This window comes from Streptococcus sp. GMD1S (assembly GCF_000296875.1).
Taxonomy (GTDB): Bacteria; Bacillota; Bacilli; order Lactobacillales; family Streptococcaceae; genus Streptococcus.
This window is the reverse complement of the sequence record NZ_AJQY01000149.1, coordinates 1-1,243: the sequence shown is the minus strand read 5'-3', so window position 1 is coordinate 1,243 and position 1,243 is coordinate 1. Positions and strand designations below refer to the sequence as shown.

Annotated in this window: 1 protein-coding gene and 1 pseudogene; one reads left to right on the top strand and one right to left on the bottom strand. The window is 38.9% G+C overall.

The window, feature by feature from the left end:
• A partial coding sequence (locus tag GMD1S_RS07830) for a glucose PTS transporter subunit EIIB (RefSeq protein ID WP_001064506.1) occupies positions 1–524 on the bottom strand: 524 nt, incomplete at its 3' end.
• A 378-nt stretch (positions 525–902) separates the two neighbouring features.
• On the opposite strand from GMD1S_RS07830, the pseudogene GMD1S_RS07825 reads away from it, so the two are divergent.
• Positions 903–1,243, top strand: a pseudogene (locus GMD1S_RS07825) (sucrose-6-phosphate hydrolase); the annotation flags it as partial.

Below are 1,243 nucleotides of genomic sequence, written 5' to 3'. Positions count from 1 at the left end.
GCTGGGTTACCACCGAATACACGGAAGGTTGACCAAACAACCAATCCTGGCAAGATAATAAAGGCTGTATCAGTCAAGATTTGAGTGTAAGTTGTCACATCTTCTGGAAGTGTCATCCCAAGAGCAGTCAAGAGACCACGAACACCCATGAAGAGACCAGTTGCTACGATAACTGGAATGATTGGTACGAATACGTCACCGAAAGTACGGATAGCACGTTGGAACCAATTTCCTTGTTTGGCAGCTTCTGCCTTCATGTCTTCTTTAGAAGAGGTTGGCAAACCAAGTGCAACCACTTCGTCGTACATCTTGTTTACTGTACCAGTCCCAAAGATGATTTGGTATTGGCCTGAGTTAAAGAAAGCTCCTTGAACTTTATCCAAGTTCTCAATCACTTCCTTCTTGATTTTCCCTTCATCTTTGACCATGACACGTAGACGAGTCGCACAGTGAGCTACACTGTTGACATTTTCACGTCCACCAAGGGCTTCGATGACCTTTTTTGCAATATCCTGATTGTTCATTTGCAAAAATCTCCTTATATAAAATTTTGTAAAGTGTTTGAAAGCGATTTTATCCGCCCTACGACTATTATTTTATCATGTTTCTAAAATATGTCAAGCGTTTTGCAGAAATTTTTATTCCCTTTCTTTTTCCTCTGATTATTTTTGCTCGTTTTTGAGGGAAATTCTCTTTTTCCTCAAAAAAATATCTTTAAACTTGAGGAATAAAGGTTTTTATTTACATTTTCTTTCATTTTTTCGTGAAAATTTGTTAGATTTCCTTTACTTGATTTATGGCAACCGTTTGACATTTTTTGCTATTTTTTAACATAAAAGACTTGCTTTTTTGGTCGAAAACGTTTACTATTAAGGTAGTAGAACTTTAGGAGGAAAGATAAAATGGAATGGACAACTGAGCGCCGTTATAGACGCTATGAAGACTGGTCTAATGATGAAATCAAACAAATCAAGGAAACGATGGCACAATCTCCTTGGCATACTCGTTACCATGTCGAGCCTAAAATAGGTCTTCTCAATGACCCAAATGGCTTTTCTTATTTCGATGGCAAATGGATTCTCTTTTACCAGAACTTCCCCTTTGGTGCAGCACATGGGTTGAAGTCTTGGGTGCAGCTTGAAAGTGATGATTTAGTGCGCTTTACAGAAACTGGAGTCAAAGTTTTGCCAGATACTCCATTAGATAGCCACGGTGCCTACTCTGGTTCTGCCATGCAGTTTGG